Raw genomic sequence first — 26138 nt, 5'->3', positions numbered from 1 at the left:
GGCCCGCCGGACGGCGGGCCCCTCGCCGTGTTCTGGTGCCGCGACGCCTTCGCCGTACCCCCCTGACCAGCCGCGTCCTGCTCACCGGAACGACTCCGTAGGGAGAACCGCCCCTCGTTCCTAGGCTCACCGACATGAGCCAACTCACCGACGAAACCGGCGTCCTGAGCACCGACGTCCTGATCATCGGCGCCGGTCCGGCGGGTCTGTACGGCGCCTACTACGCCGGCTTCCGCGGCCTGACGGTGACCGTGATGGACGTCCTGCCGCAGCTCGGCGGGCAGATCAGCGCGATGTACCCCGAGAAGCCGATCTTCGACATCGCCGGCTTCCCGTCCGTTCGCGGCCGCGACCTGGTGGACGCTCTCGTGGGCCAGGCCGAGCCCTACTCCCCCCGCTACCTCCTGGGCCACCGGGCCACGGAGCTGACGCACGACGCCCACGGCATGCCGGTCGTCCGCAGCGACCAAGGGGCGACGGTACGGGCCAGGGCCGTCGTCATCACCGGTGGAGTGGGAACGTTCACTCCGCGTGCGCTGCCCGCCGGAGAGGAATTCCTCGGCCGCGGACTGGAGTACTTCGTGCCGGACCCCTCCGTTCACGCGGACCGGGACGTGGTGGTCGTGGGTGGCGGTGACAGCGCCTTCGACTGGGCGGCCCTCCTCGCACCGATCGCCCGTTCGGTCACCCTCGTGCACCGCACCGCCCGCTTCCGCGCCCACGCGGCGTCCGTCGAGAAGGTCCGCACACTCGGCGTGAAGATCGTCACCGACAGCGAGGTGAGCCGGCTCACCGGCACCGACCGGGTGGAACAGGCCGAGATCCGGCACCGCACGAGCAAGGAGATCCGCCTCGTCCCGGCCGGCACCGTCGTCGCCGCGCTCGGCTTCCTCGCCGACCTCGGCCCGCTGCAGCACTGGGGACTCGACCTCCAGGCGCGGAAGATCGCCGTCGACACCCACATGGCGACCAACCTGCCACGGGTCTTCGCGGCGGGCGACATCACCGACTACCCCGGCAAGGTCCGCCTCATCTCGGTCGGCTTCGGCGAAGCCGCCACCGCCGTCAACAACGCGGCCACCGTCATCGACCCGGGAGCTGCCCTGTTCCCCGGCCACTCCACCGAGAAGGAGCACTGAACACACCATGGCGTACGTCATCGGCGCGTCCTGCGTCGACATCATGGACCGGTCCTGCATGGAGGAGTGCCCGGTCGACTGCATTTACGAGGGCGAGCGCAAGCTCTACATCAACCCGGTGGAGTGCATCGACTGCGGCGCCTGTGAAGTCGCCTGCCCCGAACAGGCGATCACGGTGGACCGCAAGGCCGATCCCGACTTCCGCGAGGACAACAGGCGCTTCTTCACGGAGATCCTCCCCGGCCGCGACAGCGCCCTCGGCTCCCCCGGCGGAGCGACGCCACTCGGTCCTGTGGGCGTCGACACACCGCTGGTGAGCGCCCGATGAGCGCCGCGATCGTGGCGAAGGCAGCCGACGCCCTGCTGGCAGCCGAGCGCACGGGTGAGCCCTGCACTCCCGTACGGTCCCTGCTCCCCCGGGGCGACATCGACAGCGCGTACGGCGTTCAGCGCCTCAACGTCGAGCGCGGCCTGGCAGCGGGCCGTCGCATCGCCGGACGCAAGATCGGACTGACCTCCCCCGCCGTGCAGGCACAGCTCGGCGTGGACCAGCCGGACTTCGGAACGCTCTTCGCCGACATGGCCGTACCCGACGGCGGCACCATCGCGGCCGGGCGACTCATCCAGCCCAAGGTCGAGGCGGAGGTCGCTCTCGTACTCAAAGCGGACCTGCCGCACCGGGAGTGCACAGTGGCGGACGTGATCCGGGCGACCGACTTCGCACTCGCCGCCCTGGAGATCGTCGACAGCCGCAACGCCGACTGGGACATCACCATCGTCGACACCGTCGCTGACAACGCCTCCAGCGGCCTGTACGTGCTCGGGGGCGCCCCCGTGCCGCTGTCGGGCCTGGACCTGCGCGCCGTACGGATGACGATGACGCGCGAGGGCGCCGCGGAACCGGTCTCCACGGGCACGGGCGCGGACTGCCTCGGCTCCCCGCTCAACGCCGCCGCCTGGCTCGCCTCGACGCTGGCCGCGGCGGGCGACCCGCTGCGGGCCGGTGACGTCGTGCTCACCGGGGCGCTCGGCCCGATGGCCGCCGCCTCGCCCGGCGACCGTTTCGAGGCCCGGATCAGTCAACTGGGCCGTATCAGCGTGCAGTTCGCAAAGGAGGGACACACCGCATGAGTACCCGCACCAGGGCCGCCGTCATCGGCTCCGGAAACATCGGAACCGACCTGATGATCAAGATCCTCCGGCTGTCCGAGACGCTGGAGATCGCGGCGATGGCCGGCATCGACCCGGACTCCGACGGTCTGGCCCGCGCCCGCCGTCTGAAGGTCGCCACCACGCACGAGGGCGTCGAGGGCCTGGTGAAGATGGCGGAGTTCGCGGACGTGGAGTACGTCTTCGACGCTACCTCCGCCGGGGCCCACCGCCACCATGAGGACGTCCTGCGCCCCCTCGGCCGCACCCTCATCGACCTGACCCCGGCGGCCGTCGGCCCGTACGTCGTCCCATCGGTGAACGGCGACGCCCACCTGGCTGCCCCGAACGTCAACATGGTCACCTGCGGCGGCCAGGCGACCATCCCCGTCGTCGCCGCGGTCGACGCGGTCACCCCGGTCCACTACGGCGAGATCGTCGCCTCGATCTCCTCGCGCTCGGCCGGCCCCGGCACCCGCGCCAACATCGACGAGTTCACGGAGACGACCTCCTCCGCCATCGAGCAGGTCGGCGGCGCCGCCCGCGGCAAGGCGATCATCGTCCTCAACCCGGCCGAGCCCCCGCTGATCATGCGGGACACCGTGCACTGTGTCGTCTCCGCCTGCGCCGAGGAGGCCGTCACGGCGTCGGTCGAGGAGATGGTCGGCCGCGTCCAGGCGTACGTGCCCGGCTACCGCCTCAAGCAGAAGGTTCAATACGAGACGGTCCGCCCCGGCGACCCACTGCATTCCCTCGCCCCCTCCGGCACCGGCGAGGCGCTGAAGGTGTCCGTCTTCCTCGAAGTCGAGGGCGCCGCACACTACCTGCCCGCCTACGCCGGGAACCTCGACATCATGACGTCGGCCGCGCTGCGCACTGCCGAGCGCATGGCCGCGCACCACGCGACGGAGGCCGCCAAGTGACCAGTCTCTACGTCCAGGACGTCACCCTGCGGGACGGCATGCACGCCGTCCGCCACCGCTACACCACCGACCAGGCACGCTCCATCGCGGCCGCCCTCGACGCCGCCGGGATCGCCGCCATCGAGATCGCGCACGGCGACGGCCTCGCGGGCTCCAGCGTCAACTACGGCGTCGGCGCGCACACCGACTGGGAGTGGATCGAGGCCGTCGTCGACGCCACCAACACCGCCGTCCCCACCACGCTCCTCCTCCCCGGCATCGGCACCATCCACGACCTCAAGCAGGCCCACGCGCTCGGCATCCGCTCGGTGCGCGTCGCCACGCACTGCACCGAGGCCGACATCGCCGCCCAGCACATCGCCGCCGCGCGGGAGCTGGGCATGGACGTCGCCGGATTCCTGATGATGTCCCACATGGCCGAGCCCACCGAGCTCGCCCGCCAAGCCAAGCTGATGGAGTCCTACGGCGCGCACTGCGTCTACGTCACCGACTCCGGCGGCCGCCTCACCATGGACGGTGTACGCGACCGGTTCCGCGCCTACCGCGAAGTCCTCGACCCCGCCACCGAGCTGGGCATCCACGCCCACCACAACCTCGCCCTCGGTGTCGCCAACACGGTCGTGGCCGTGGAGGAGGGCGTCACCCGCGTCGACGCCTCCCTCGCCGGCCAGGGCGCGGGCGCGGGCAACTGCCCCCTCGAAGCCTTCGTCGCGGTCGCGGACCTCCTTGGCTGGAAGCACCACTGCGACCTCTTCCCCCTGATGGATGCAGCAGACGACCTCGTCCGCCCCCTCCAGGACCGCGAAGTGCGCGTGGACCGCGAGACGCTGAGCCTCGGCTACGCGGGCGTCTACTCCAGTTTCCTGCGCCACGCGGAGGCGGCAGCCGCCCGCTACGGCCTGGACACCCGCACCATCCTCGTCGAGGTCGGCCGCCGCGGCATGGTGGGCGGCCAGGAGGACATGATCACGGACATCGCGCTCGACCTGACGGCGCGCGACGCCAAGTGAGCTGGTCGGCAACCCGGTTGAAGGCCGACATCCGTATCCCGCCCTGCGACCGCGCCGACAAGGATCGTGGCGACGGTGCGCAGGGCGGAGGCGCTCGGCTTCGACAGCGCGTGGTCGGGCCGGCCTGCTACGGAGCATGACCGCCGCGCTGCGCGAGGGCCTTACGGTGCTGCGTGCGCTCGTGAACGGTGACGAGTGCGCGTTCACGGGTCCGGCGCAGGATCACGCCATCGGTCGCCTCACCGGCGAGCCGGAGGTTGCGTGGCCCGCTCGCCACCGTGTGCAGCGGCACCGCGGGCTGCGGGTCGCGCAGCCGGGAGCGGACCGTCCCCCTGCACGCCGACGGCGCGCGTGCAGGGGGTGTTCCTGCAGCACGTCGGCTCGTACGCCCCGCCCACCGACCTCATCGAATCCGTCGGCGCCTCGGTGCTGCCGGCCCTGTGACGAAAGCGACTCCCGCATGACGGACACGAACACGCTGCGGAAGGGCTATGTGCCCAGCCGCTTCGGCCAGTTGCATTACGTGGAGACCGGCGACGGCGAGCCCGTACTGCTGCTCCACCAGACGCCCCGCTCCTGGACGGAGTACCTCGACGTGCTCCCCCTGGTCGGTGCCCGGTACCGGGCGATCGCGATGGACACCCTGGGCTACGGAGCGTCCGCGAAGCCCGAGGGGCAGCACACCATCGAACGCTTCGCGGACGGCGTCGGCGACCTGATCGAGGCGCTCGGCCTGCACCACTTCCACCTGGTCGGGCACCACACCGGCGGGGTGGTCGCCGTCGAGGTGGCAGCCCGATTCCAGGACCGCGTGGCAAGCCTCCTCCTTTCGGCGACGTCGTTCGTCGACGACGAGAAGCGGGGCTCCCGCGGGCGCGTCGACCATGTCGACCCCGCGCCGGACGGCACGCACCTGCGGCAGCTGTGGGACAACCGGCGCGGCTTCTACCAGCCGGGCGAGGAGGCGGCCCTGGGCCGGTACGTCATCGACGCGCTGACCGTCCTCGACCGTGTCGAGGAGGGCCACCAGGCGGTACGCCGCTACGCCATGGAACCCCGCCTGCCGAAGATCACCGCGCGCACGCTCGCGGTCTGCGCCCCCGACGACGGGTACTCCATGCCATCCCTGGCGAAGTTCGCGGCGGCGATCGGCTGTCCGACCCGAGTGCTGTCCGCAGGACACGCGGCGGCGCCGGAGCAGGTGCCGCAGGAGTTCGCCGCTACCGTCCTGGAGTGGGCCGGCCGCGGCTGACCCGGCAGGACGAGCGCGCCCCATCGGAGGGGACGCCGCATTTCCCCGCAGGAATGCTGATCGCGAGGGTCGTCGCCCCCATGGCGGCGGCCATGGAGCACCAGCGACGCGTGCGCGAAGGAGCGAGGGAAGCCGTGCCGTGGGCCCTCAGGGCTCCGTGGCCGCGGCGGCGGGCGTCGCGAGCAGTTCCCGGGTGATCAGCAGCGCCGATCCGGCGACGCCCGCAGAGAGCGAGGATCCCGCGACGATGACGCCCGGAAAGTAACCGGATCATCTACTTCGCTCATCGATACCTCCATGCATGGTGCCGGCCGGCGGTGGTTCTGCCCGGGGAGGTCCGCCTTCAGTGCCGACGCTGGGCGGCCATCCACTGCCAGATGTGGGTTCCCTTGGTACTGGGGTCATTGCGGGCGACGTAGATCCACGACCAGTGGCCGACGAACCGGTAGCCGTTCCAGTCGACGTGGTCGTAGAGCGTCATAAGCGAGCCGGGGATCACATCGTGCGCGTGGGCGGTGTTGGCCTGCGGGTCCACGGTGAGGTCGTCGTTGGAGGCGACAAGCCAGCTGGGCGTGGTGATCTGCGCCAGCTCGCTGTCGGGGAGCAGAGGTGCGCTCCCGGGCGGGAAGGCCGTGACGATGCCGCAGATCGGCACGGAGGCGGCGAACAGATGGGGATGGACGGTGGTCATCTTCATGCTCATGTAGCCACCGTTGCTGCAGCCGGCAACGTAGATCCGGTCGCGGTCGATGTGGTTCCCGCGCGTGACGTCGCTGATGATCTCGTGAATGAGAGGGGCGAAGCGGGGACCGTCCTCCATCCAGTAGGAGGTGCTTTGCGGGGCGACGACATAGGCGCCGTCGAAGATGCGCTGTGCCTCGGGGGTGGCGAAGCCCAGGGCGCCGCGGTTGGCTCGCAGCGTGACTTCGTTGTCGTAGTAGTCGTTCGGCAGTGAGGCGCCCTCACCTCCGCCGTGCAGCCAGACGATCAGCGGGCGCTTGCCGCGTCGCGAGTAGCGGGAATCGGCGGGCGAGTACAGCCGGTACTTCATCCCCGAGCCGGATATGTGGGAGCTGAACGCGTCCACTTCGGGGTCCGAGAGCTGAGGGTTCTGCACGAAGGTGCCGATGGTGATCGACCGGTGATTGCGCAGGGCGATCGGGGCCCGTTGCGTGAGGGTGTAGACGAGGTCGAGCATCACGTTGCGGCCCTCGGTCGCGAGGTAGCCGAGCGTGCTCGCCCCTGACTGGCCTTCGCCATGAGCCAGTTCGAGCACGAGGTTGCCCTCGCGGTCGAGCCGCACAGCGGTCACCGTGCGGTCGAGGTCGTACGCGAGCCTGCTGTCGTCGGGGGTGAGGGCGAACGGGCGGGTGGCCTTGGCGTGCACGCCGAACGTGCCGGCGGTCAGACCGGCCGGGTCGATCGGGCCGAGCCGGGCGGTCTCGAGGGTGATCGAGGTGACTTGTTCGCCACCATCGAGCACCTGGGCGTTCAGGGTGAATCTCACGCTGGTGGGCGCACGGTCGACGGCGTACGCGGCGACGCCGGGCAAGGACAGCATGCCGGCACCGGCGCCGGCGGCCAGGATGGTGCGCCGACTGATGTGTGTTGCCATGCGAACTCCTCAAGGGGTGCGAAGGCCCTATCGCGGCCTGTGTGCCGAACCGAGCACGGCCGCCGCCGAGTGGGAGAAGGGTCGGCCTCTTCCGACCGGAGCTGAGGCGAGAACAGCTCAAGCGGGAACAGCTGACAGAGGGGTGCTCGAACGAGGCGGTTCGTCAGGCAGGAAATGCGCTGCCCGACAGCGGATCGTGCTGAACTTCCTGAGAGGCCGGAGCGACGAGGGAGTCATCATGTGACTCGCTGGACAGGCGCGCGACGCTTGTGTTCCGCTCAGCGGACCGCGGCGCGGGAAAAACGAATCTCCGGCAGGTCTTCCTGCCGCCGCTGTCTGCTGCGCCCGCCACGCCGGCAGACGCCGCGCGGCACAGCCCGCATGACCTGGAAAGAACGCCTGGTCTCCTTGGGAGCCCTCTGGGACTTTCCTGGGACTTTCAGCCGCATCAAGGGGCACAAGCGTGAAACAACCGAAAGGTCATTTCCCCAGGTCAAAGGCTAGTGGTCGAACGTTCCCGCAGGTCAGCTGAGCGACTGGTCTCTTCCGGGACATCTGAAAGCCTTCAAGAAAGGCTCCGTCGCGCCCATCCTGACCTGCACAGACGTGAGGCGCGGCGAGGTGGGACGGAGCCCCTGGGACTTTTCTGGGACATTGAGCTTCTTCGAGTTGGCCACCGATCGGGTGATGGGCCGTGAAGCGCAACGAGCGAGGCCCCCGGGCTGTTGATCGAGATGTCTGACGTCTCAATCACCATGCTCGGGGGCCTCGTTGGTCATTCATCCTGCCGCACTCGACCTGCCGCATGCACTCGTGGAGTGGGTCACCATGCTGATCATCACCCGTGAGGGCGACCGGCGCTGAAAGCTCCGCCCGTCCCAGGGCCGCGATGGTGGCACTGGTGTACCCGCGCGAGCACGAACCCGCGTTCGTCCTGCTCGACGGCACCCTCGCAGCGCGCGACCGGGTCGGCGACGCCCGGGCCGACTGCTCGCACAGCACCGGCGCCACGGCGTGAACGTGCAGGTCGTCACCGATCCCGGCGGTCAGTTGCTGTGGCTCCAGTCTCCGAACAGAAATCCAGGCTTGGCCGGCTGCTCGCCGGGTGTTCAACTACCGCCTCCAGGACAGAAAGGCGTGTTCACGCCAATCACCCATCAGGGGGCGGCTGGTTGGCCCTGCGACCAGGAGACACTCCGGGCGCCGTTCGGTGCGACACGTCGGGATCCAGCCCCATCCGCCGCCGTGCGTTAGTTCGATCCGCTTTTGGATCAAGCATCACCCCGACTCTGTTCACGACTTACTCACGGGTGATGCACTGTGCGCACACAAGCGCGAAGACTCCTCACGACACTCCTGGCTCTGGCTCTCCTGGCCGTCGCAGGGGTCATCCCCTCCTGGGCATCTCCCGGAGGCCAACAGACCTCCACGCCCCCATCGTCTGCCATACGGACGGCCGCGGCGAGGACCGCTTCGGACCTCCCGAAGCCGCCCAAGGCCATGACGCTGGCCGAGAGACGCCAGCAGGTGAAGCGGGACCGGGGCGAGTTGTCGCCCATGCACAAGTACATCGACCCGCGCGCGGAGAAGCCGTCCGGTACACCGCACCCCCGCCCCACCGAACCAGCCGACCGGGGCCCGGCCGCCAGCAGATCGGCAACTCCGTTCGGCGCACAGGCAACCGGGAATCCCACGTGGGTCAGCGCGTACGCCACCGCTTACCCGGCGATGCTGTCGATCGGCGGGCAGCTGCAATTGCCTGCGGGCACGACGGCATCCCAGGTGTCCGGGATGTGGCTCTACGTCCGCGACGAGGCGGGGAACTACGTCCACCAGCAGGAGATCAAGCGCACCACCGGTGACCCTTCGGGCCGCTACCTCGACAACGGTGCCTGGTGCTACGGGTGGTGGCCGGGCAACGCCTACCCCGCCGACCAGTGCTTCTGGTGGAGCGGCAGCACGCTCGGGGGGCATCTCGAGGACGGCAAGAAGTACTACGCCTGGATCTTCCTCACCGGCACGGACGGGTCTTCGAGTCCGGGCGGAACCACCTCGCCCCTGGTGGAAGCCTTCTACACGCCTGACATTCCCGGAGCGCAGGCGGGCATCTGCACCTGCTACGCGCAGGCTCACCGTGCGGACCCGGTCAACACGGCGACCGGCATGTTCTTCGAACAGCTCACCGACGCCTCCCTGGTCGGCCCAGGTGTGCCCTTCGCCCTGGAGCGGACGTACCGTTCCGACTCGGTCACGGCGGGCCTGCTGGGCCGCGGCTGGGCAACACCGTTCGACTCGAAGCTCACGGTCGCGACGGGAAAGGTCACCTACCGGGCGGACGACGGGGCGTCGTTCGTGTTCACGCAGAACAGCGACGGAACGTACAAGGCTCCGGCCGGATCGGCGGCCAAGCTGGTCAAAGGCACCAGTGACTACATCCTGACCACGCCCGACCACACCAAGCGGACCTTCACCAGCGGTGGTCAGCTCGTTTCCGTCGTGGACAAGGCAGGAAAGGGGCTGAACCTGACGTACGCGTCCGGCAAGCTCGCCTCCGTCAAGGACGCCGCCGGACGCACGACGACGTTCACGGTCGGCACGGACGGGCTCCTGACCAAGGTGGCCCTGCCGGACACGACGTCGGTGTCCTACGGCTACACCGGTGGCCTGCTGACCTCGGTGACCGACCCCGCCGGAAAGACCTCTTCCTACACGTACGACGCGAACAAGCGGCTGTCGTCCTACACCGACCCCGCAGGCGGCAAGGTCAGCAACACCTACGACACGACCGGCCGGATCACTTCCCAGACCGACCAGAACACCAAGACGACCACGTTCACCTGGGACGGCAGCCGCGAGTCACACACCACGGCGCCCGACGGCGGCATATGGACCGACGTGTACTCCGGCAACGTCCTCATGTCGACCACAGACCCGTACGGCAAGAGCATCACCTACGACTACGACCGCAATCTGCGACCCGTGGGCATCACCGACCAGCGCGGCAACACCACGTCGATGACGTACGACAGCGCCGGCCGCATGCTCACGCGCAGTTCGCCCTCCGGGCTCGGCTACAAGGAAATCTGGACCTACGACACGTCGGGCAACATCACCAGCCACACCGACGGCCGCGGCAACAAGACCACTTACGCGTACAACACGTCGAACCAGCTGACGACGACCACCGACCCGCTCGACGGCACCACCGTCTACACGTACACGACACTCGGTGCCATCCAGACGGTCAAGACGCCGCGGGGCAAGGTCACCACCTACGGCTACGACACAGCCGGGAACCGCACGTCGGTGACCACACCCCTGGGTGAGAAGGCGACGTTCACCTACGACGCGGCCGGGCGGATCCTGACCAAGACGGACCCGCGTGGCAACGTCACCGGCGCCGACCCAGCCGCCTACACCACGACGTACGCCTACGACGGGCGAGGACTGCTCAGCTCGGCCACCGACCCGTTGGGCCGCACCACTGCCTACACCTACAACGGCGCGGAGCAGCTCCTCACCGCGAAGAACCCCGAGGGCGACACCACGGCATTCGCCTACGACGATGCCGGGCACCTGATCCGGACGACGGACCCGGCGGGCAAGTTCGTCACCCGCACCTACAGCGCCGCCGGGCATCTCGCCTCCGAGACGGACGCCGCCGGCAACAAGGCCACCTACACCTACGACAAGGTGGGACGCCTGCTCACAAGCGTCTCCCCGCGCGGCAACGTCACCGGCGCCGCCCCGGCCGCCCACACCACGAGCTACGCCTACGACGCCGCCGGGAACAGCACCAAGGTCACCGGTCCCACCGGCGCGTTCACCACCACGACCTACGACGCGATCAACCGGCCGCTGGTGAACACCGACCAGCTGGGCCACACCACCGGCTACACGTACGACGCCAACGACAACGTCACCAAGGTCACCGACGCCGCGGGCAAGACGACCCTCTCGGTCTACGACAAGAACAATCGGCTCACCAGCAGCACCAACCAGCTGAGCAGGACCACCACCTACACCTACGACGCCGACGGGAACCTGCTCAGCAGCACCTCGCCCCTGGGCAACAAGAAGAGCTGGACCTACGACGACGACGGCCGCCAGGCCACCGCCGTCGACCCGCGCGGCAACGTCACCGGCGCCTCCCCCGCGCAGTACACCACCACCTACGGCTACGACCCGGCTGGCAACCCGACCACGGTCACCGACCCGCTCGGCAACGTGACCAGAACCGAGTACGACGCCGTCGGCAACATCACCCGGAGCACGGACGCCGACCAGCGCGCCACCACCTACGGCTACAACAAGCTCGACCAGCTGACCACCGTCACCGCCCCCGGCGGCGCGGCCACCACCTACGGCTACGACACGGTCGGCAACATCACCGGCCGGACCGACGCCAACGACCACGTCACCACCTACGGTTACGACGCGGCGCACCGCCTGACGTCGGTCACCGACCCGCTGGACCGGGAGACGACGTACGCGTACGACGCGGACAGCAATCCGGTCAAGGTGACGACGCCCCGCGGCTCCACCACCCGGACGTACGACGTCCGCGGCCTGGTCACCAAGATCGACTACTCGGACACCACACCCGACGTCACCCTCGGCTACGACGACGCGGGGCAGATGACCGCCCGCGCCAACGCGAAGATCTCCGAGGACTTCGTCTACAACGCGGTAGGTGATCTCACCAAGACCCGCGGCTTCGCCTACACCTACGACGCCGCCGGGCAGATGCTCACCCGCAAGTACTCCGACGGCAACACCATCGGCTACACCTACGACAACGACGGCCGCACCGCCACGATGACGGCCGACGGTGCCACCACCACCTACACCTCGGACCCGGCGGGCAACCTCACCAAGACAGCGCTGCCCAACACGGAGACAGAGGAGCGCACCTACGACCGGGCGGGCCGCGTCACCGCCGTCACCTCCGCCAAGGCGGGCACGACGGTCACCAGGACCGCACTGACCCTGTCGGCGGCCGGCCTGCCCACCCGCGTCGACGTCACCCGGGCCGGAGTCGGCACCGGCGGCTACGACCAGACCTACGACACCGGGGGCCGCCTCACCTCCGGCTGCTACCCCCAGCCCTGGATCACCGGCTGCGCCGCCACCCGCACCACGTCCTACACCTACGACAAGGTCGGCAACCGCCTGACCTCCACCCTAGGCGCCACGTCCACCAGCTACACCTACGACGACGCCGACCAGCTCACCTCCACCACCGCCGGGGCAACCACCACTGCCTACGACTACGACGCGGAAGGCAACCAGACAAAGGCCGGCGCCAACACCTTCACCTACGACCTGGCCGGACAGATCTCCGCCGCCACCGTCGCGGGCACCGACCACACCTACGACCACGACGCCAGTGGCAACCAGGTCGCCACGCTCAAGGACGGCGCGGTCACCAGCCGCACCCAGTGGGACCCCAACGCCCCCCTGCCGATCCTCGCCACCGAGTACGACAGCGCCTGGGCCGTCAAACAGTCCTACCGCTACGACCCCCTCGGCCAGCCCGCAGCCACCAAAACCGGTGCAGGTGCGGTCTTCCACTACCACCACGACACCCAGGGCTCCCCGCTCGACGTCACCAGCAGCACAGGCGCCCTCCACCAGCGCTGGGCCTACGACCCCTACGGCACCCGCGTCCTGGGCACCGTCACCACCGGCGCGCCCTCAAGCACCCCCACCTACACCGGCGCCCGCTACGAAACAACCACCGGCAACATCGACCTCCACGCCCGCCAATACACCCCGGCCACCGGCCGCTTCACCAGCACCGACCCGGCAACCCGAAGCACCTCGACCCCCCACGTGTCCCCGTACGCCTACGCCGACAACCAGCCCACCGTGCTCACCGACCCCAACGGCCGGGCCCCCGAAGACCCGAACGACAGCGTCGACGGCATCGGCGACGTACTGGGCATCTTCGGTGACGCCTTCGCCGACGTCGTCAAGTCGCCCTTCGTGTTCCTCGGGGACGCGCAGGACGCCTTCACCGGCGAGAACGGCGGCGCCGGCGCCTTCCTCGACAAGTACCTCCCCGTCCGCCCCGCCTACCGCCTCTACCGCGCCGAATACATGCTCCGCCAACAAGGCTGCGACGCACTCGCCGACCTCTACGCCGAAGCAGGCGACGAGCTGACCCAGCAAGTGGCCCTCGTCGGAGTCGGCGGTCTCACGGGGTGGAGGCGACAGGCGTACGAACCGGAGACCTCCGTCCTGAGGTCCGGGGGACTGCCGAACAGCTCCGCCGGCGCACCTCTGAAATCCTTGCACCCGGACAGCTCGCTCGACAAGAGCTCGCTGGATTTCTGGCACAAGCAGAGCACCGAAGAAATTGTCCGTTCCTTGCGTGTCGGCCGGGACGAGTCACTGAAGGTGAAACCGGATGGAACCATCATGAACGGCAACACCCGGATCGCCGTTCTGCGTTCACGCGGATACGATGTCGATTCACTTCCGCGCGACCCGTACGGCGGCAGGCCAATGACGGACGAGGACTTTTGGGACATGGATCAATGAACATCCGAGATCGATTCCAGTCGGCTTTGGATTCGGACCGGAGGGAGTTCTTCCTGCGTACGCTCGGGCACCGAATCGGAATCTCGGCGCGCGAGATCTTCGCCGGTGACACTCCGGACAGCCTGGCTAAGGCCCGCGCCTGCAACGAAATGATGATCGCGATCTGGTCGCAGCTCGACGCCGCGAGGTCGGCAGGCGTTGCGGGGTACCCGGACACAGATTTCCTCACGATCCTCTTGAGCAAGGCCGACACCGGAAATGCCCGACCATATCTGCGGAGTGCGCTGGAAAGTTCCCTGAACTTCGTCGACGGCAACGGCGCCGCCGAGTAGTAGGGCAGCTCTGCATTGCGCCCGCGCATGGCGGTCGGGTGTTGCGCCGAAAGCCCCACCGGTATTCGTCTTCTAGGGATCGTCGCAAAACGTGGCCGTGTGAGGCTGCGAGTAGTTTTGCGCAGGCGCTCGGCTGGGGCCTCCCGGCCGAGCGCCTTGCGTGGGCGTCCGTTGAGTTCGGCGGCGACTGTGGCGAAGCTGAAGGCGTGTGGGCTGCCATTTCCGAGCCTTGGTTCCAGGTCCGCGAGCGCGTCGAATGCGAGGGCAGACTTCTGCACGGTCTTCTCCAGAGCGTCGCGCATGTGCTCGGCGGTGCGAACCACCTGGCCTGCGAGGGCCGGGGACGTCCGCTCGCCTTCGTCGTGACGAGCGGCAACACCAACGACTGCACTCAGTTCACCACGGTCATGGAAGCGATCCGGGTGCCCCGGGCCGGACCCGGGCGGCCCCGCGTCCGGCCCGGTCACGTCCGGGGCGACAAGGGCTACAGCTCGAAAGGTATCCACGCGTGGCTCTGTCGTCGTGCTATCCCGCACACAATTCCGAGCGATCCGACCAGGTCCGTAACCGGGCTCGGCGCGGAAGCCGCCCGTCGGCCTTCAACCGAGAGATCTATAATCGCCACAACTTTACGGAGCGGTGCTTCAACCTTGAAGCACCGGTGCGGAATTGCCACCCGAAACAGGACCGTCCATTCCTACGACGCAGCCGTCACCCTGGCTTCACTCCTCATCTGGGCGTGATCCCCACGCCCGTCTCCTTGTGGCCGCCGAGGAGATTACCGCTCAGCGCGCATCGAAACCCAGACGATTCGGCACATCACCCATTGTGCAGAGCGCCGTGACCTGCTCCTCCAAATGGCTCAAGGCGTCCCGGGGGGAGAGTTGATCGATCCGCTCAAGATCAAGGGCGTGGACATCGGCGCCGAACTCTCCCAGAGGTCGTTCCAGGTCGACATCGACCATGGCTTCAACGATGCACCCGGTCGACGCGATGGTCACACCTGCCGAGAACCGCAGCTCACTGACATCCGAGTCACCCTCAGCGAAGAAGCCGAAGCGGTGGCAGGTCCTCAGTTCAGGCCCCGCAGCGCGTTCTTCGATCAAGATGGCGTGCACCAGCCCAGACTCATCCCCGAAGTCGTAGGCGATGTAGAGCTGAGTGGCGAAATCGCCCAGCCGCATGTGCAGCCGATGCATCGTGGTCAGCAAGAGAGCCGTGCTTGCGGCATCGTCCGCACCGGTGACGTTCAACATCAGTGGATCATCGCCCATGCGCAGCAACGCTGGCACGTGGGTTCTACTCACGAGGCCGCCGCGGATCCACACCGTTCAACCTCTCCCCCCCCTGCCCGACTTGGCGACACGGCCCAGGGCGGCCAGTGCCTCGGTGCCGCCGAGCGCGGCGAGGCCGCACGCCGGGCAGTGGCCTGTGGGGTCGGCCGCGTCAAGGGGCGCCCCGTCGGCATAGCCGTACCGGTTGGCCTGCGCTGACGGTGTCGGGGCGAGCTGCCAGGTATCGCGGGAGGTGAAGCCGCCGGTGCCGGGCTGGTACCAGCCCGGCACCGGACTCGGAGTCGGTCCACCCGGACTCGTAGCCGAGGCCAGGGGTGGTCCCGTTGGTGGTGGTCTCCTGTCCGTAGGGGTCGCAGGCCGTGGAGCTGGTGACCTGGGTGCCGTCAGCCGAGAGACCCGCGACCAGGTCGGTGTGCTGGTCGGTGAGGGACCACTGCGAGACCGGCATGCCCTCGGTGGGCTTCCGCTCTCAGCCCGCGCGTGAACCTCACGTCCGCGGAGTACGGCCCGCCGATCGGCACCGTCGTGCACCGGCAACTCTCGCCGCTCCGGCGGCCGGGGGGTGCGCCACAACTCCTCGGCCTCTTCTGCCAGTTCAGCGGCGCGCCGCAGCTCACCCGCCTCACGGGCGGCCAGCGCCTCGTCCACCAGCCTCCGGCGCCGGCGCAGGTCGTCGGCGTGGATCCCTGCCAGCTGGTAGCCGCTGCCCGTCCACACCAACTGCACCCGGTCGCCCAGGGCGCGGCGAAGACCCGAGACGTACTTCTGGACCAGGTTGCGCACGTGCACCGGCGGCGCACCGCCCCACACGGCCTCGACCAGACCGTCGTACGAGATCGGGCGCCCCTCCTGGGGCAGCAGGACCGCGAGCACCGCGCGCTGCTTCGGAGGTCCGAGCGGAACCTCTACGCCGTCGCGCAACGCGCGCAAGGGCCGCAGCAGTTCGCAGCGAATGCCACCCGGTGCCGTGCCACTTGCCGCAGCTGTCCCCTCAGCCATGCGCCGAGCGCATCCCCGTACGGTGTTCCAGCGGTCCTTCCGGTGGCCGGCCGACGGCCCGTGACGGGGCCGGCGGCAGGGAATCGCGGTGCTTACCTGTGGAGTTCGAACGCGAGGTGCGCCGACAGCGCGCCGAGGAAATCGGGGGCGTCGAAGACCGCGCCCGCAGAGGCGACACCGAGCGCCCTGACCCTTCCCGTGAGGATGCGGTGCACGGCTTCCACCGCGAGCGGCGCGGTGACGGCGTAGATGTCCTGGCCCCTCGCCACAGCACGACGCTCCGCGGCGCCGGAGCGGACGACGACGTCGACGAGGAAGGTCTGCCCGGACCGGCCGCGCTCGTCGACGGCGGTCGGTGCCGGCGTATCGGGAGCGGCCAGGTCGCCCGCCGCCTCGACCGCCATGTAGGTGCGCACCTCGGGAACGGCCAGATGACTGGGGACGGTGACGACGTCCGCCATGGTGAACTCCCCGATCACCTCCCGGGCACCCAACGGTTCGGGGAAGGGCCATTTCAGGGTCGGCAGGGCGTCGTCGTGGTACTCCAGCCGCCCCTGGCTGTAACGGACGCGCCGCCCCTCCCTGCGTTCACCCGACACCGCTCCGGCGGTACGGGTCCCCGCCGTGGGGTGCCAACTGCTCAGCCCGTATGCGACATGCGCCTCGTCGGCCGCCGTCCAGTCGCCCATCGCTGCAGTGACCAGCAGGTCTCCGAGGCCCCCGAAGAAGGCCATGGCGGGGACCACCACGGTGCCCGCGGCACGGGCGCGATCCGCGAAGTGTGTGAACGTGTCGAGATTGGCCTCGATCTCCGCTGCCACGTCCACGTACGGAATCCCGGCGCGCAGTGCCGCCTCGACCACCGGGGCGGCGGTCACGGCGAAGGGCCCGGCGCAGTTGATCACGGCGGCGGCGCCGGCCAGCGCACGGTCGAGCGAGGCCGGGTCGTCGACCGTGGCCGGCCGGACGGCGAGCCCGGGACGGGACGCGGCGAGCGCCTCCAGCTTCTCCGGGTCGCGTCCGGACAGCAGCGGGACGAACCCCCGGTCGAGCAACTCCGCCACCACGAAACGCCCGGTGTGCCCGTAAGCGCCGAACACCGCGATCGCCTTGGTCCCATTCATGGTTGTCCCATCCCCGTGCCCGAATGTTCAATCGTGAACATTCTGCGGGCGGGTGCCGACGCGCACGAGTGTCCGGAACGCCGCCGCCCGTACAATTTCGGACATGCCCACTGTCGCGCTGGCCGTCACCGACGGAATGCTGCACTTCGAACTCTCCCTGGCGTACGAGGTCTTCGGCTCCGACCTGACCCATGTGGCCGATCCCTGGTACAGCGTCGCCGTGTGCGGACCGGGCCCGGTGCGGGTGGGCCGGTTCCGGCTGGAGCCCGACGGCGGACTCGACCGGCTCCCGGAAGCCGACACGGTGATAGTCCCCGGGTGGGCCGACGTGGACGAGGAGCCTCCCGCCGAACTGGTCGAAGCGGTGCGCGCGGCCCACGAGGCGGGCGCGCGGGTGGCCTCCCTCTGCACAGGGGCGTTCGTGCTGGCTGCCGCCGGCCTGCTGGACGGCCGCCGTGCGACCACGCACTGGGCGCACGCCCAGGAACTGGCCACCCGCCATCCCCGCGTGGAGGTCGACCCGGACGTGCTCTATGTGGACGACGACAGGGTGCTCACCTCGGCGGGCAAGGCCGCCGCGATGGATCTGTGCCTGCACCTGGTGCGCCTCGACCACGGCTGGGCGGTCGCCAACACGCTGGCCCGCCGCCTGGTCGTGCCTCCGCACAGGGCCGGCGGTCAGGCTCAGTTCGTCACGGCCCCCGTGCCGGCCCGGGACGACCACCCGCTCTCCACACTGCTCCCCTGGGCGATCGAACGGCTCGACCGGGCACTGACCGTGGAGGACCTGGCCCGCCGGGCGAACATGAGCTCGCGCAATCTGGGCCGCCATTTCAGGTCGGCGACCGGCACCACCCCTCTGCAGTGGCTGCTGGTGCAGCGGATACGGCGGGCCCAGGAGTTGCTGGAGACCACCGGTGACAGCGTCGACACCATCGCGGAGGCCACCGGCATGGGCACGGCCACGACACTGCGGCGGCACTTCAACCGCACCGTCGGCGTCCCTCCGGACACCTACCGCCGTACCTTCCGCAGCACGCGCGCCGGAGCTCGCTGACCAGCCGTGGCCAAGTGCCGCCGATCCGGACGTGCCGGCCACCGCCCCGGCCGCCTTCGGACCTCGGACCGCCGGCCATCTGCGGCTTTCCGCGGAGGGCGCCTGGCCCACGCAGCCGTGGATACCGTGACCGAAGCCGGTTTGCCGCTCGCCGCAGTTGGCGGAGCCGTACGGGAAGAGCACCCGTGAGCTCCGCCGTGCGGTCGGCAGCGGGTGCGGGGTGCGCGCCCCGGGCGGGCACGGCGCCACAGCCCGCCGTGGCCGCCCACCCGGCCGCGCGCGTCATGCGCTGTCCGGATGGGCGGAGGGACCGGCCGCGCCGAAGCGGGCCGGCCGAGCCGCTTGTCAGTGGCCGGCGACGACCCCGGAGAGTTCGTTCGTGCCCTTCGGCAGCGTCACCGACGTGGTCTTCTCCCCGGACTCGATGTCGACGGCGTGGAGCTTGCGCTTGCCCGGTTCGGAGACGTACGCGGTGTGGTCACGGACGAAGAGGGTGGGCCGGGGCTGCTGCCAGTCCAGCGGCTCCTGCCACTTGTCGACGACGGGGATCTTCTTCTCGACCTTGCCCGTCTCCGGGTCGATGACGTGGAGAGTGCCGTCGGTCCCGAGGACGAGGGCCTCGCCGTGCGGTCCGCGGCCGAGCGAGCGGAACGAGTAGCTGGTCCCCAGGTCCACCAGGCGCAGTTCCGCGGTCGCGGTGTCGATGAGGGAGACGCGGGTCGGTCGCTCCAGCTCGGCGTCAGGGTCGGTCTTGTAGTCGCCCAGGAGGACCGGCGACGCGTCGCTGCCCGCCTGGTTGCCGATGCGGCCGTAGTCGTCGGGGGCGTCGACCTTGGTGAACTCGCCGTCCTTGTAGATCAGGACGCCGTCCTCGCAGCCGACGGCGACGGCTTCGCCCTGGGCGGCGGCCTCGCCGTGGACGCCGGGGCACTTCTCGTTGCGCTTGATCTCCTTGTTGTTCTTGTCCAGGACCAGTGCGCCGGTGCGCTTCTCCTCGGTGCCGAGGGTGCTGAGGAGTTCGCCGTTGCTCAGCTCGATGGCGACGCCGTGGTGCGCTTCGGCGGAGGCGTAGGTGCGGCCGTCGGGCTTCTTGCCTTCGGTGAGGCCGGCCGGGTCGAAGACGTTCACCTCGCCGGTGCCGTCGGTGAAGAGGACCGTCTTGCCTGCGTGCCGTACGACGTGGCCGGGCTTGGCACCCTCGTAGGTGATGTCGGTGAGCTTCTGCGCGGCGGCGTCGAGGACCCGGAAGCCGGCGTCGGTGGAGACGATGACATGGGAGTCGTCGCCTGCCGGGTTGACGCGGTTGAACCCGGGCAGAGCGATCGTGCTGGTCAGCTTCAGGCTCTCGCCGTCCAGGACGTACAGGCCGCCGTCGAAGCTGGCGACCAACGGGTTCTTCGCCGTGGCGGCGGGCGGGGCGCTCGGCTCGTCCTTCGCGGTCGTGGTGGTGGAGGAGCCGTCACCCCCTCCCCCGCAGGCGGTGAGCACCGTGGAGACCGCGAGGGCGAGGGCGGTTCCGGTGACGACTCTGTTGCGTATCGACTTGTTCACTGTGTGTGTTCCTTTCCGGCCGCGCGGGGCGGCGTGGGTGTGTCTCGTGGTGTGACAGCCGGCCGTGCCCGTTCCGGTGGGCCGGCCGGGCGGCTCAGTTGCCGGTGAGGCCTTCGGCCATGGCGTCGGTGTTGGCGCGCATCATCTGCAGATAGGTACCGGCGCCCTTGCCCTTCTCCGTGAGTGACTCGGAGTAGAGCTCGACGACCCGTACCTGGCCTCCCAGTTCCGTGCGCAGGACCTCGGCCAGCCTGGTGGGCTGGGAGGAGTCGGCGAACACGGTCCGGACCCCCGCGTCGCGCATGGCCTCGGTGAGCGAGCGCAGGTCGGAGGAGCTCGGGGAGGCCAGGGTCGTGCCGCTGGGAATGACGGCACCGATCACGCGGAAGCCGAAGCGCTCCGCGAGGTAGCCGAAGACGTGGTGGTTGGTGACCAGCGCCCGCCGGTCCTCCGGTATGCGGTCGAAGGACTTCTCCATCCAGGTGGTTAGGCCCGCGAGTTGCCCGTCGTAGCGGGCGGCGTTGTCCCGGACCGCCTTCTCGTCCACCCCGGTCACGTGCTCGACGACCTGGTCGGCTATCAGTCCCGCGGCTTCCCGTACGCGGTGGGGGTCCGTCCAGAAGTGGGGGTCGGGCTGCCCGGCCTCCTTCTCGGGGCCCCCGTCGCCGCCCAGCCGGAAGGTGAGGGGGTCCACGGCCTTGCCGACCTCGAAGGCGGCCACGCCGGACTCGCGGGCGGCGTCCACGTGCCGCAGCACGTTCTCCTCCAGGCCCAGTCCGTTGAAGACCACCAGGTCGGCGCGTTCCAGCTCGGCGGCCTGCACGGCCGACAGCCCGAAGGAGTGCGGATCGGCGTTCGGTTTCATCAGCACCGTGACCTCGGCCTCGTCGCCGACGATCTCCTGGGTGATGTCACCGAGGATGTTGGTCGTCACCACGACCCTGGGCCGGTCGTCGCCGCTGGTGCAAGCGGTCGCGGTGGCTGCGAAGACGAGGGTGATCACGGTCAGCAGCAGGCGGCGCAGCCGCAGAACGGTTCGCTTCGGTGCCGTCATCGTCCGGTCTCCACCATCAGGGCGGGCTTCATGCCGAGGGCGAAGGTCCGGGCGACGCGCAGGTCGTCGTTGTAGTCGATCTCGTACACGCGGCTGCCGGCGGGGTCGTTGACGTAGGCCCGGCTGCGGTCCACCTCGATGGCAGGGCCTGGGGTGCCTTCGGCCCGGGCCCCGGGGACGTCGGTCAGTAGCCGATCGGTCCCGGACACCTTCTTGCCCGTGGTGATGTCATAGCCGTGCAGGGCTCCGTCGTCCTGGAGGACGAGGAGCGGTGACCCCTCGCCCGCGGTGTTCGCGGTGACGACGGGCCCGGTCTCCACGCGCGCCCAGGTCCGCTCCGTGACGTCCAGTACCCACACGGCACGGTCTCCGGCGGGCGCCGTGAGTGTGTCGCTGCCCGCGCGGTACTGGAAGGACAACGCCCTCTCCCCGGCGGGGACCTCAGCGCCGTACGGTATCTTCCCGGCCTCGAAGCGGCCGTCGTTCTCGCTGATCAGAAGGGCGCCGTCCTCGCATCCGAACACCACTCCGCGCCTGGTGACGGCGTCACCCCGCGGGTCCTCGCACTCCGCGTCCGGCGAAGCGACGCGCTTGCCCTCCCGGTCGTGCACCACGACCTTCGTGGAGCCGCCGGGGTCGCCCGTGAGGGCGAGGAGGTGCTCCGCGTAGGGCACGACGACTCCGGCGTACGTCCCGGGCAAGGTGCGGGGGCCGCCCAGTTCACCGTCCTCCAGCCCGGCCCGGGGGTAGGTGGCGGCCCGGCCGTCCTCGCCGGTCACCGCGGTGACCGCGGCGTCGCTGCGGACGCGCGCGCCCGCGGGCAGGCGGCCGACGTCGCGTATCGCGGCGCGGTAGTAGTGCACATGGTCTCCGTGGTCCACCGTCCAGGCGCCTCCGTCGAGGACTCGCGTACCACCCTCGGTGTGGAGGAATCCGAACCTGCCGTCCGTGGTGAGGCCCGAGGTGCCGACGGTCCGGGACACCTCGTGCACCTTGCCGGTGACCAGGTCGAGTACCCGGGTGTCACCTGTGGCCGGGTCGTTGAGCAGGAGCCGGGACTGCTGTTCGGCCGCCTCCTGCGCCCCTTCGACGTAGCCGTGCGGGGTGGCGGACGCCGAGGAACCAGCTTTCGGGGAGGGCGCGTCGCCGTCCTGACCCGCACAGCTCGTGGCGAGCAGCGCGAGGGCCACGACCGCGGTCGGCGTCCAGGAAGTGACGTTTCTTCGGACGGACAAGGAAATCGCCTCAGGTCTCTCTCAGTCGGTTGTCGCCGGGCGGATGCCGGCCGGGCGTGCGCTGCGGCGGTGGCGGATGCCGGACGCCAGGTGGGAGAGGAAGAACAGGCCCACCGCGAGGGCCGAGACGGTCGCGCCGGCCGCGGTGCTCAGGTGCCACGACAGGAGCAGGCCGCCGAACGTGGCGGTCGTGCCGAGCAGAGCCGCGAGCACCATCACGCCCCGGACACTGCGCGCCCATGGCAGCGCGGCCGCAGGTGGAGCGATGAGCAGACCCAGGACCAGCAGTGTTCCCACGATGTGGAAGGAGGCGACGATGGCCAGCGCCAGCAGCCCCAGGAGTACGGCGTGGGCCAGGCGCGGGCGCAGGCCGAGCGTCCGGGCCTTGCGGGGGTCGAAAGCCAGGGCGAGGAAGGCGCGGTGGCCGAAGACGGAGACCGCCAGGGCGAGCAGCAGGGCTCCGCCGAGCAGCGCCAGGTCCTGTTCGCGGACGGCGAGTACGTCTCCGAAGAGAAAGCCGGTCAGGTCCACCGCGAAGGACTGCGACCGCGACACGATGATGACGCCGAGCGACAGCATCCCCACGAAGAGCAGACCGATGCCGGTGTCCTCGGAGAGCCGGGGTCTGCGCCCGAGGGCGGTGACCCCGGCTGTCATGACGGCCGCGCTCAGCAGCGCCCCCACCAGCAGGTTGCCCCCCAACAGCGCGGCGAGCGCGACTCCGGGCAGCAGCCCGTGGGACATCGCGTCGCCGAGGAAGGCCATGCCTCTCAGCACCACCCAGGTCCCCGCCAGCGCGCATATCGCCGACACCAGGACTCCGCCCCACAGGGCGCGCTGCACGAAGGTCACCTCAAAGGGGCCTGTCAACCACTCCATGGCGAGCACACTACAATGAAAATCATGTTCAACAAACAGGCCCAATCGTCCGCCACCGCCACCGGCCCGGCGTTTCGCATCCGGATCGCGGAGCTGTCAGCGGGTTACGCCGGGCATCCGGTACTCCATCAACTCAGTGCCGAGATAATGCCGTTGACCGCGACCGCACTCGTCGGCCCGAACGGCAGCGGGAAGTCCACCCTGCTCGGCGTACTGGCCGGTGTGATCCAGCCCACAGCGGGCGAGCTGCACCACGCCGACGGTCGGCCACCGGCGTTCGTCCCCCAGCGCGGGGCCGTCGGTGACACCCTGCCGCTGACGGTCCGGCAGACCGTGGAGATGGGGCGCTGGGGCGAACGAGGCGCGTGGCGCAGGCTCACCCGCCAGGACCGGGCCGTGGTGAACTCCGCACTGGAGCGCATGGGTATCGCCGACCTGGCCGCACGGCAGCTCGGAGAGCTGTCCGGCGGGCAGAGACAGCGCACCCTGATCGCCCAGGGGCTCGCCCAGGAGTCGGACCTGCTGCTGCTGGACGAGCCGACCACGGGGCTCGACCCCGAGGCCAGGGAACGCATAGCGGCGCTGCTGACCGATCTGGTCACCGACGGCGTGACCGTCGTGCACGCCACGCACGACCTGGACGCGGCCCGCTCGGCCGACGCCTGCCTGCTGCTGCGCGAGGGACGCCTGGTGGGCCAAGGGGAACCCGGGCAACTCCTCACCCCGTCGACGCTCGCCCGTATCTGGCAACCTGCCTGACGAGGCGCCACCTGCGGCGGACGGCGGCGCACCGCCACAGGCGCCGCCCGGGCACACGGCAAGGGCCCGCTGCCCGGCCGGTCAGAAAGGGATCTCGAAGTGCACGGTCGCGACACCCGGCCCGTGCTCCCCGGTGGTGCGCGCGTCGAACACCTCCTTGGCCATGCTCCGCCAGAAGGACTCCGCCCCTTCGACGTGCACATTGGTGTGGAGGTAGATGCACTCGTAACCGGGCGCGTCCATGACGAAATCGCGGGCCGCTTCGACAAGCGCGCGGGCGAGACCCCGGCGCCGGTGGTCCGGCCGCACGTAGACGCGGACCAGCTGGGCCGTGGTGCCGGACGGATAGCGCTCGGCCAGCCATCGGGGGTGGGGCGGGTGCGCGGGACCCTGGGACCTCACGCCCGTGGTGGCGACCACCTCGCCGTCGTGGACGGCCACGAGCAGGAGGTGCCGCGGATCATCGAGGTAAGTCCCCTGGATGTCGACGACATCGCGGTGCCACCTGGGCACGTACCCGTACCCGAACTCCTTGTAGAACGTGTCGAGCATGACGTTGCGGGCACCGTCCACGTCCGACGGTGCCGCAGGGCGCACGACGTAGCCGTCGGGCAGGGTGTGACTCATCGAGAGGTCCTTCCACGGGAGGCCCTCACATTAGCCAGATGAAAACGACTTTCAAAAACCTGGGCGTGTCAGTACGCCACCTGGAGTCGGCCGTGGCGGACCCGGTGGTCGTGAGAACCGCGCAGATCGTCCGGTCGGTGGTCATGTGTCCGGGATCGGCACGGGTCCCGGTGTGCCATGGGTGCGAGTGGAGCGGTGCCCGACGCTCTTCGCCCGAGACGCGGGCGGCCGGGACGGGTACGCGCTGTCGCGCTCCCCGCCGGCCGACGTGCGGGGCAGTGGTCCTGGGTCCACGGGCGGGAAGGGAGAATCGGGCCATGCGAATGTGCAAGAAGTGCGGTAAGCAGAAACGCCGTTGGCCCCGTTCCTGCTCGCGGTGCCGGCCCGGTTCGGACCGGGCGGAGACGGCCATGGACGCCGCCGAAGTGGCGGTCGAGACAGGGCTGCTCGGGTGGATCGCGCGAGGAGCCATGGGAGTGGTGCGGCTGGTGCTGCGCGCCCTCAACTGAGCGGGCCCACACGGGCACCGGTCGCAGTCCGGCTCCCGGCGCGCCAAGGCCCGGCAGCCGGCCTGCCGTCCCCGCTGCCGGCCGCACGCGGCGCGCTGCGGCCGTACGAAGGGCCCGTTGCCGGCCGCGCGAAGGGCCCCTTCCCGCCGGCGCGGCCCACGAGCGCGACCGCCCGCGTGTCGGCTCTCCGCTGCGACAGGTCCGGCAACGCCCGGTGCGGTGGGCGCGACCGAGGGCGCGGGTGCTGTGGCTTCCGGAGCGGTGGCCGGAAGCCACAGCAGGCCGGGACTGTCCAGCTGCCGGCCGGGCGTACAGCCGCGGTCTCCGTGCGAGCCCGGAGAGAAGCCGCTGTCACCTTCCCGCTCGGGGAGAAGCCGCTGTCACCTTCGCGCCCGGAGAGAAGCCGCTGTCACCTTCCCGCTCGGGGAGAAGCCGCTGTCACCTTCCCGCTCGGGGAGAAGCCGCTGTCACCTTCGCGCGCGGGGAGAAGCCGCTGTCACCTTCCCGCTCGGCCGGGTGGCGACGGCGCGGACGCGCGCGGCACGGTCGGTACGGCAGACGGCCACGATCGGTGGCCTGCGGTCGCACAGCCGTCGCAAGGCCGCCGAAAGCGGCTACCCGAGCTCCAGCATGATGTGCTCGTGTTCGCCGTGCATCACCGTCCCGGTGCGCCGGAAGCCGTGCTTCTCCAGCAGCCGCACGGAACCGGTGTTCCCGGCGAAGGGATCGGCATACAGCGGCCGGGCGGTCTCCCGGTCCAGGAAGAGCGCGAGCGCCTGAGTGCCGATGCCCCGGCCCCAGTACTGCCGGCCGAGCCAGTACCCGATGAAGCGCCGGTCCCCCTCCCACCACGCCACCAGATTCCCCGCCAGCTCCCCGTCCACGGTGACGGCCTGTACGAAGATGGTGGGGTCGCCCAGGACCTTCGTCTTCCAGTGCCGGATGAAGGTCTCACGTTCCCGGGGCGGGAAGTTCGACCGACGCACGGCCTCCGGGTCGTGTTCCTGGGCGAGGAACACCTCCAGATCGGCCTCGCCGACATCTCGCAGCCGCACATGTTCGCTCATGCGGGCGGAGTCTGCC

At 69.9% G+C, this 26138-nt stretch carries 21 protein-coding genes and 2 pseudogenes; 12 read left to right on the top strand and 11 right to left on the bottom strand.

Going from position 1 to position 26138, the window contains the following annotated elements:
- Positions 1-134: 134 nt before the first annotated feature.
- From HED23_RS10200 to HED23_RS10175, 6 genes are all read left to right on the top strand, one after another.
- Positions 135-1139: an NAD(P)/FAD-dependent oxidoreductase gene (locus HED23_RS10200; protein ID WP_203183082.1), complete on the top strand. Its 1005-nt coding sequence runs from the start codon at positions 135-137 to the stop codon at positions 1137-1139.
- A gap of 7 nt (positions 1140-1146) precedes the next feature.
- A complete protein-coding gene (gene fdxA, locus HED23_RS10195; RefSeq protein WP_069737871.1) occupies positions 1147-1467 on the top strand; it encodes a ferredoxin in 321 nt (106 codons plus the stop codon).
- Positions 1464-2270, top strand: coding sequence for a 2-keto-4-pentenoate hydratase (locus tag HED23_RS10190; RefSeq protein WP_203183081.1), 807 nt, complete (start codon positions 1464-1466; stop codon positions 2268-2270). Before fdxA ends, HED23_RS10190 begins: the two co-directional genes overlap by 4 nt.
- A complete protein-coding gene (locus HED23_RS10185; RefSeq protein ID WP_203183080.1) occupies positions 2267-3211 on the top strand; it encodes an acetaldehyde dehydrogenase (acetylating) in 945 nt (314 codons plus the stop codon). The genes HED23_RS10190 and HED23_RS10185 overlap by 4 nt, the downstream gene beginning before the upstream one ends.
- On the top strand, positions 3208-4221 hold the full coding sequence (gene dmpG, locus HED23_RS10180; protein WP_203183079.1) for a 4-hydroxy-2-oxovalerate aldolase: 1014 nt from the start codon (positions 3208-3210) through the stop codon (positions 4219-4221). Before HED23_RS10185 ends, dmpG begins: the two co-directional genes overlap by 4 nt.
- 460 nt (positions 4222-4681) lie before the next feature.
- Positions 4682-5473 (top strand): alpha/beta fold hydrolase, encoded by a 792-nt coding sequence (locus tag HED23_RS10175; RefSeq protein ID WP_086672930.1) that lies wholly within the window; start codon positions 4682-4684, stop codon positions 5471-5473.
- Between the two features lie 343 nt (positions 5474-5816).
- On the opposite strand, the gene HED23_RS10170 is transcribed toward HED23_RS10175, so the two are convergent.
- Positions 5817-7088 carry a prolyl oligopeptidase family serine peptidase gene (locus HED23_RS10170; RefSeq protein ID WP_203183078.1) on the bottom strand — a complete coding sequence of 424 codons (1272 nt, stop codon included), beginning with the start codon at positions 7086-7088 and terminating at the stop codon, positions 5817-5819.
- A gap of 771 nt (positions 7089-7859) precedes the next feature.
- Between HED23_RS10170 and HED23_RS10165 the strand changes: the two are divergent.
- From HED23_RS10165 to HED23_RS10155, 3 genes and pseudogenes are all read left to right on the top strand, one after another.
- Positions 7860-8180 (top strand): annotated as a pseudogene (locus HED23_RS10165) (IS5/IS1182 family transposase); the annotation flags it as partial.
- Positions 8181-8588: 408 nt separating this feature from the next.
- Positions 8589-13634 carry a DUF6531 domain-containing protein gene (locus HED23_RS10160; protein ID WP_238441905.1) on the top strand — a complete coding sequence of 1682 codons (5046 nt, stop codon included), beginning with the start codon at positions 8589-8591 and terminating at the stop codon, positions 13632-13634.
- Positions 13631-13966, top strand: coding sequence for a hypothetical protein (locus HED23_RS10155; RefSeq protein ID WP_203183077.1), 336 nt, complete (start codon positions 13631-13633; stop codon positions 13964-13966). The genes HED23_RS10160 and HED23_RS10155 overlap by 4 nt, the downstream gene beginning before the upstream one ends.
- Before the next feature lie 116 nt (positions 13967-14082).
- Here the strand turns inward: HED23_RS10155 and HED23_RS36000 are convergent.
- Positions 14083-14283 (bottom strand): annotated as a pseudogene (locus tag HED23_RS36000) (IS30 family transposase); the annotation flags it as partial.
- Here HED23_RS36000 and HED23_RS35995 point away from each other — a divergent pair.
- On the top strand, positions 14269-14709 hold the full coding sequence (locus tag HED23_RS35995) for a transposase (RefSeq protein ID WP_420803027.1): 441 nt from the start codon (positions 14269-14271) through the stop codon (positions 14707-14709). The pseudogene HED23_RS36000 and the gene HED23_RS35995 sit on opposite strands and share 15 nt — an antisense overlap.
- A 42-nt stretch (positions 14710-14751) precedes the next feature.
- Here HED23_RS35995 and HED23_RS10145 read toward each other — a convergent pair whose 3' ends face one another.
- From HED23_RS10145 to HED23_RS10135, 3 genes are all read right to left on the bottom strand, one after another.
- On the bottom strand, positions 14752-15222 hold the full coding sequence (locus HED23_RS10145) for a hypothetical protein (protein ID WP_203183075.1): 471 nt from the start codon (positions 15220-15222) through the stop codon (positions 14752-14754).
- A gap of 75 nt (positions 15223-15297) precedes the next feature.
- Positions 15298-16260, bottom strand: coding sequence for a winged helix-turn-helix domain-containing protein (locus tag HED23_RS10140; protein ID WP_203183074.1), 963 nt, complete (start codon positions 16258-16260; stop codon positions 15298-15300).
- 92 nt (positions 16261-16352) lie between these two features.
- Positions 16353-17384, bottom strand: a complete 1032-nt coding sequence (locus HED23_RS10135) for a saccharopine dehydrogenase family protein (protein ID WP_203183073.1) — start codon at positions 17382-17384, stop codon at positions 16353-16355.
- Between the two features lie 103 nt (positions 17385-17487).
- On the opposite strand from HED23_RS10135, the gene HED23_RS10130 reads away from it, so the two are divergent.
- Positions 17488-18441, top strand: a complete 954-nt coding sequence (locus HED23_RS10130) for a helix-turn-helix domain-containing protein (RefSeq protein WP_203183072.1) — start codon at positions 17488-17490, stop codon at positions 18439-18441.
- A gap of 345 nt (positions 18442-18786) precedes the next feature.
- On the opposite strand, the gene aztD is transcribed toward HED23_RS10130, so the two are convergent.
- From aztD to aztB, 4 genes are all read right to left on the bottom strand, one after another.
- The gene (aztD, locus tag HED23_RS10125; RefSeq protein ID WP_203183071.1) at positions 18787-19992 is read right to left on the bottom strand and encodes a zinc metallochaperone AztD; all 1206 of its coding nucleotides are present in this window, start codon (positions 19990-19992) and stop codon (positions 18787-18789) included.
- 94 nt (positions 19993-20086) lie between these two features.
- Positions 20087-21046, bottom strand: coding sequence for a zinc ABC transporter substrate-binding protein AztC (gene aztC / locus HED23_RS10120; RefSeq protein WP_203183070.1), 960 nt, complete (start codon positions 21044-21046; stop codon positions 20087-20089).
- A complete protein-coding gene (locus HED23_RS10115; RefSeq protein WP_203183069.1) occupies positions 21043-22281 on the bottom strand; it encodes a hypothetical protein in 1239 nt (412 codons plus the stop codon). Before HED23_RS10115 ends, aztC begins: the two co-directional genes overlap by 4 nt.
- Positions 22282-22302: 21 nt before the next feature.
- On the bottom strand, positions 22303-23160 hold the full coding sequence (gene aztB / locus HED23_RS10110; RefSeq protein ID WP_203183068.1) for a zinc ABC transporter permease AztB: 858 nt from the start codon (positions 23158-23160) through the stop codon (positions 22303-22305).
- Between the two features lie 15 nt (positions 23161-23175).
- Here aztB and aztA point away from each other — a divergent pair, with 15 nt between their 5' ends.
- Complete coding sequence (aztA, locus tag HED23_RS10105; RefSeq protein ID WP_203183067.1) at positions 23176-23919, top strand: zinc ABC transporter ATP-binding protein AztA; 744 nt, start codon at positions 23176-23178, stop codon at positions 23917-23919.
- 81 nt (positions 23920-24000) lie between these two features.
- On the opposite strand, the gene HED23_RS10100 is transcribed toward aztA, so the two are convergent.
- Together HED23_RS10100 and HED23_RS10090 are read right to left on the bottom strand one after the other, a co-directional pair.
- On the bottom strand, positions 24001-24546 hold the full coding sequence (locus HED23_RS10100; protein WP_203183066.1) for a GNAT family N-acetyltransferase: 546 nt from the start codon (positions 24544-24546) through the stop codon (positions 24001-24003).
- A 1123-nt stretch (positions 24547-25669) separates the two neighbouring features.
- The gene (locus HED23_RS10090) at positions 25670-26122 is read right to left on the bottom strand and encodes a GNAT family N-acetyltransferase (protein WP_203183064.1); all 453 of its coding nucleotides are present in this window, start codon (positions 26120-26122) and stop codon (positions 25670-25672) included.
- Between the last annotated feature and the right edge of the window lie 16 nt (positions 26123-26138).

Source organism: Streptomyces pratensis, from assembly GCF_016804005.1.
In the GTDB taxonomy this organism is placed as follows: Bacteria; Actinomycetota; Actinomycetes; order Streptomycetales; family Streptomycetaceae; genus Streptomyces; species Streptomyces pratensis_A.
This window is presented reverse-complemented; position numbering and strand designations above follow the sequence as displayed.

Coding starts and splice junctions, on each gene's coding strand:
- HED23_RS10090 (WP_203183064.1), bottom strand. CDS start 26,122: ATGAGCGAACATGTGCGGCTGCGAGATGTCGGCGAGGCCGATCTGGAG.
- aztC (WP_203183070.1), bottom strand. CDS start 21,046: ATGACGGCACCGAAGCGAACCGTTCTGCGGCTGCGCCGCCTGCTGCTG.
- HED23_RS10175 (WP_086672930.1), top strand. CDS start 4,682: ATGACGGACACGAACACGCTGCGGAAGGGCTATGTGCCCAGCCGCTTC.
- aztA (WP_203183067.1), top strand. CDS start 23,176: ATGAAAATCATGTTCAACAAACAGGCCCAATCGTCCGCCACCGCCACC.
- HED23_RS10160 (WP_238441905.1), top strand. CDS start 8,589: ATGACGCTGGCCGAGAGACGCCAGCAGGTGAAGCGGGACCGGGGCGAG.
- HED23_RS10155 (WP_203183077.1), top strand. CDS start 13,631: ATGAACATCCGAGATCGATTCCAGTCGGCTTTGGATTCGGACCGGAGG.
- HED23_RS10130 (WP_203183072.1), top strand. CDS start 17,488: ATGCCCACTGTCGCGCTGGCCGTCACCGACGGAATGCTGCACTTCGAA.
- HED23_RS10170 (WP_203183078.1), bottom strand. CDS start 7,088: ATGGCAACACACATCAGTCGGCGCACCATCCTGGCCGCCGGCGCCGGT.
- fdxA (WP_069737871.1), top strand. CDS start 1,147: ATGGCGTACGTCATCGGCGCGTCCTGCGTCGACATCATGGACCGGTCC.
- aztB (WP_203183068.1), bottom strand. CDS start 23,160: ATGGAGTGGTTGACAGGCCCCTTTGAGGTGACCTTCGTGCAGCGCGCC.
- HED23_RS10100 (WP_203183066.1), bottom strand. CDS start 24,546: ATGAGTCACACCCTGCCCGACGGCTACGTCGTGCGCCCTGCGGCACCG.
- HED23_RS10190 (WP_203183081.1), top strand. CDS start 1,464: ATGAGCGCCGCGATCGTGGCGAAGGCAGCCGACGCCCTGCTGGCAGCC.
- HED23_RS10140 (WP_203183074.1), bottom strand. CDS start 16,260: ATGGCTGAGGGGACAGCTGCGGCAAGTGGCACGGCACCGGGTGGCATT.
- HED23_RS10185 (WP_203183080.1), top strand. CDS start 2,267: ATGAGTACCCGCACCAGGGCCGCCGTCATCGGCTCCGGAAACATCGGA.
- HED23_RS10135 (WP_203183073.1), bottom strand. CDS start 17,384: ATGAATGGGACCAAGGCGATCGCGGTGTTCGGCGCTTACGGGCACACC.
- HED23_RS10200 (WP_203183082.1), top strand. CDS start 135: ATGAGCCAACTCACCGACGAAACCGGCGTCCTGAGCACCGACGTCCTG.
- HED23_RS10145 (WP_203183075.1), bottom strand. CDS start 15,222: ATGTTGAACGTCACCGGTGCGGACGATGCCGCAAGCACGGCTCTCTTG.